Source organism: Streptomyces sp. NPDC054840 (assembly GCF_053611065.1).
Genome location: NZ_JBSGZP010000753.1, coordinates 1 through 3,319 on the forward strand (window position 1 = coordinate 1; position 3,319 = coordinate 3,319).

The following is a 3,319-nucleotide window of genomic DNA, read 5'->3' on the forward strand; positions in this document are numbered from 1 at the left end:
CCCTTCCCGTATCTCTCACATCTCCGAGAGCCTTGCCCGGCCGGTCAGGCCTACGGCTCGAACTTGTAGCCGAGGCCGCGCACCGTCACCAGGTAGCGCGGCGCGCCCGGGTCCGGCTCGATCTTGGCCCGCAGACGCTTGACGTGCACGTCCAGCGTCTTGGTGTCACCGACGTAGTCGGCGCCCCAGACCCGGTCGATGAGCTGCATACGGGTCAGCACGCGGCCCGCGTTGCGCAGCAGCATCTCCAGCAGGTCGAACTCCTTCAGCGGGAGGTCCACCTTGCCGCCGGAGACGGTGACCACGTGGCGGTCGACGTCCATCCGTACGGGGCCGGCCTCCAGGGCCGCCGGGGTGACCTCCTCCGGCTCGCCGCGGCGGCGCAGAACCGCGCGGATGCGGGCGACCAGCTCGCGGGAGGAGAAGGGCTTGGTGACGTAGTCATCTGCTCCTATCTCCAGCCCGACGACCTTGTCGATCTCGCTGTCCTTGGCGGTCACCATGATCACGGGGACGTTGGAGCGGCCGCGCAGCTGCCGGCAGACCTCCGTGCCCGGCAGTCCGGGGAGCATGAGGTCGAGCAGGACGAGGTCGGCGCCGTTGCGCTCGAACTCGTCGAGCCCGTCGGGCCCGGTCGCGGCGATGGCGACCTCGAAGCCCTCCTTGCGGAGCATGTAGGACAGGGCGTCGCTGAAGGATTCCTCATCCTCGACGACGAGCACTCGGGTCACGGAAGGACCTCCGGGGCAGGAATGGCTGGAGCGGTTCTGGTTCAGGCAGGGGTCGGGTGGGTGGCGTGGGCCGCCGCCGGGGCCGGCGCGGCCGCCTCAGGGAGTCGCAGGGTGAACGTGGAACCCTGGCCCTCCGAGCTCCATACCGACACCTCCCCGCCGTGCGAGGCCGCCACGTGCTTCACGATCGCGAGGCCGAGGCCCGTTCCTCCCGTGGCTCGGGAGCGGGCCGGGTCCACGCGGTAGAAGCGCTCGAAGATGCGCTCGCGGTCCTTTTCCGGGATGCCGATGCCCTGGTCGGTCACGGCGATCTCGATCAAGTCTCCCCCAGGAGCCGTCACCCTGCGCCCGGCGATGCCGACGCGGGTGCGGGCGGGACTGTAGTTGACGGCGTTCTCGACCAGATTTCCGAGGGCGGCGGCGAGCTGTCCGCGGTGGCCCCAGACGCGCAGGTCGGCGGTGCCGCCCGCGGCCATGGTGATCTGCTTGGAGGACGCCGTGTGGCGGCAGCGGTCGATGGCCTCGGCGACCAGCGTGTCCACGCGTACGGGCTCGGCGTCCTCCAGCGGGTCGTCGTTCTGCACCCGGGAGAGGTCGATGAGCTCCTGCACGAGGTTGATCAGCCGGGTGGACTCGATCTGCATGCGGCCGGCGAAGCGGCTGACCGCCTCGGGGTCGTCCGCGGCGTCCATGACGGCCTCGGACAGCAGGGAGATCGCCCCGACCGGGGTCTTCAGCTCGTGCGACACGTTGGCCACGAAGTCGCGGCGTACGGCCTCGATGCGGCGGGCCTCGGTGAGGTCCTCGACCAGGAGGAGCACCAGACGGGAGCCGAGCGGGGCGACGCGCGCCGAGACCGCGAGGGCCTCTCCCCGGCCGGTACCGCGCCGGGGCAGGTCAAGCTCGACCTGGCGTATCTCCCCGTCGCGGCGGGTGTCGCGGGCCATGTGGAGCATCGGCTCGACGGCGAGCTTGCCGCCGCGGACCAGGCCGAGGGCGTACGCCGCCGAGCTGGCCTTGACCACCGCGTCCCCCTCGTCCAGTACGACCGCCGAGGAGCGCAGCACGGAGAGGACGGTGTCCACGCCGGGCGGCAGCACCGCGTTGATGTCGGGGCGCATGGAGCTCCGGGTGGGGCGGGCCTGGTCGCGCTCGCTCCAGCGGAACGCCAGCATCGCGATCACACCGGTGCAAAGACCGGCGATCGCTGCAGCTGCGGCGACCGCCGCGTTCACGTCCATGGATCCAGGTTAAGCAGGCGCGACGACACTTCCACAGCCGTTCGGGTGGCACCTCGAACAGTCGTCGCCCAGAGTTCACCCTGACGACCGGGTTGATTCACTTGAGGTGCCGGAGTCGGACGCGTTTGCGGCTCACCGTGTCAACGTGGGGCCGAAGGCCGCCCCGGCCCGCCCCCGGGCAGTACCGCAGTAGTAGGTCGAGAGAGGGACACGAGACATGCGCGACGCGTACCACGAGGAACTGGACTCGATCGGAGAAGGCCTGGTCGAGATGGCCCGGCTCGTCGGTTCCGCGATCGGGCGGGCCACGACGTCCATGCTCGACGCCGACCTGAAGCTCGCCGAGAGCGTCATCGCCGCCGACCAGAAGGTCGACGACCTCCAGCACGACCTGGAGGCCCGCGCCATCGCCCTGCTGGCCCGCCAGCAGCCGGTCGCCACCGACCTGCGCATCGTGGTGACGTCGCTGCGGATGAGCGCCGACCTGGAGCGCTCCGGCGACCTGGCGCAGCACGTGGCGAAGCTCGCGCGGCTGCGCTTCCCGGACCGCGCGGTTCCGCACGACCTGCACGCCACCATCCTGGAGATGGGGCAGCTGGCGCAGCGCCTGATGGCGAAGGCCGCCGAGGTCATCATCACGAAGGACGTCGACCTCGCCCTCCAGCTGGAGCAGGACGACGACGAGATGGACCAGCTGCACCGCACGCTGTTCCAGCACCTGATGGACGACCGCTGGAAGCACGGCATCGAGACGGCCGTGGACGTGACCCTGCTGGGCCGCTACTACGAGCGCTTCGCGGACCACGCGGTGTCGGTGGCCAAGCGCGTGGTGTACCTGGTGACGGGTGAGCACGCGGACGACCTCCAGCAGCCGACCCAGGTCGAGGGCGTCTGACACACCGTCCACGGAGGCGGGGAATCCGGGCGAGGGCATCCGGACCGGGGGCCACGCCGAGCCCCAATGCGCCGTTGACGCGCCGGTACCGCTGGGCATGAATGAGGGCGAGGGCGGTCGTCGTACGAAGTCCCGTATGCCGCGGGGCACCGCCCCTGCAAGGAGGAACCATGCCCGATTCCCCCGTCCCCATCACCCCGGAGCAGGAGCAGCCCCCGAGGCCGGAGCCGCTGCGGCTACCGCTGCTCGCGGCCTGCGGGTGCGGCTCCGGCTGCGGCTGCGGCTGCCAGTCCGGCGCCCCCTGCCAGTGCGGCGGCTGACCGCCTCCGCCGGCTGCACACCAGGACGGGCCCCGTCCGGGGGGCCGCGGCCGGGGCCTTGGGCCTGCGTGGGCGGGGGTGGGCGGCTGGCGGAGCCGGCCGGTGCCGGTCCGGGCCCTGCCCGGCGCGGGG

The 3,319-nt window shown here is 71.6% G+C and carries 4 protein-coding genes; 2 read left to right on the forward strand and 2 right to left on the reverse strand.

Features of this window, described 5'->3' with window-relative positions; genetic code table 11:
* Window positions 1–50: 50 nt before the first annotated feature.
* Both ACWGIU_RS33440 and ACWGIU_RS33445 read right to left on the reverse strand, forming a co-directional pair.
* Window positions 51–731, reverse strand: a complete 681-nt coding sequence (locus ACWGIU_RS33440; protein ID WP_030009598.1) for a response regulator transcription factor — start codon at window positions 729–731, stop codon at window positions 51–53.
* Between the two features lie 41 nt (window positions 732–772).
* Window positions 773–1,972, reverse strand: coding sequence for a sensor histidine kinase (locus tag ACWGIU_RS33445; RefSeq protein WP_453711862.1), 1,200 nt, complete (start codon window positions 1,970–1,972; stop codon window positions 773–775).
* 217 nt (window positions 1,973–2,189) lie between these two features.
* On the opposite strand from ACWGIU_RS33445, the gene phoU reads away from it, so the two are divergent.
* Both phoU and ACWGIU_RS33455 read left to right on the forward strand, forming a co-directional pair.
* Window positions 2,190–2,867 carry a phosphate signaling complex protein PhoU gene (gene phoU / locus ACWGIU_RS33450; protein WP_453711863.1) on the forward strand — a complete coding sequence of 226 codons (678 nt, stop codon included), beginning with the start codon at window positions 2,190–2,192 and terminating at the stop codon, window positions 2,865–2,867.
* A gap of 170 nt (window positions 2,868–3,037) precedes the next feature.
* The gene (locus ACWGIU_RS33455) at window positions 3,038–3,187 is read left to right on the forward strand and encodes a hypothetical protein (RefSeq protein WP_167344738.1); all 150 of its coding nucleotides are present in this window, start codon (window positions 3,038–3,040) and stop codon (window positions 3,185–3,187) included.
* Window positions 3,188–3,319 lie beyond the last annotated feature (132 nt).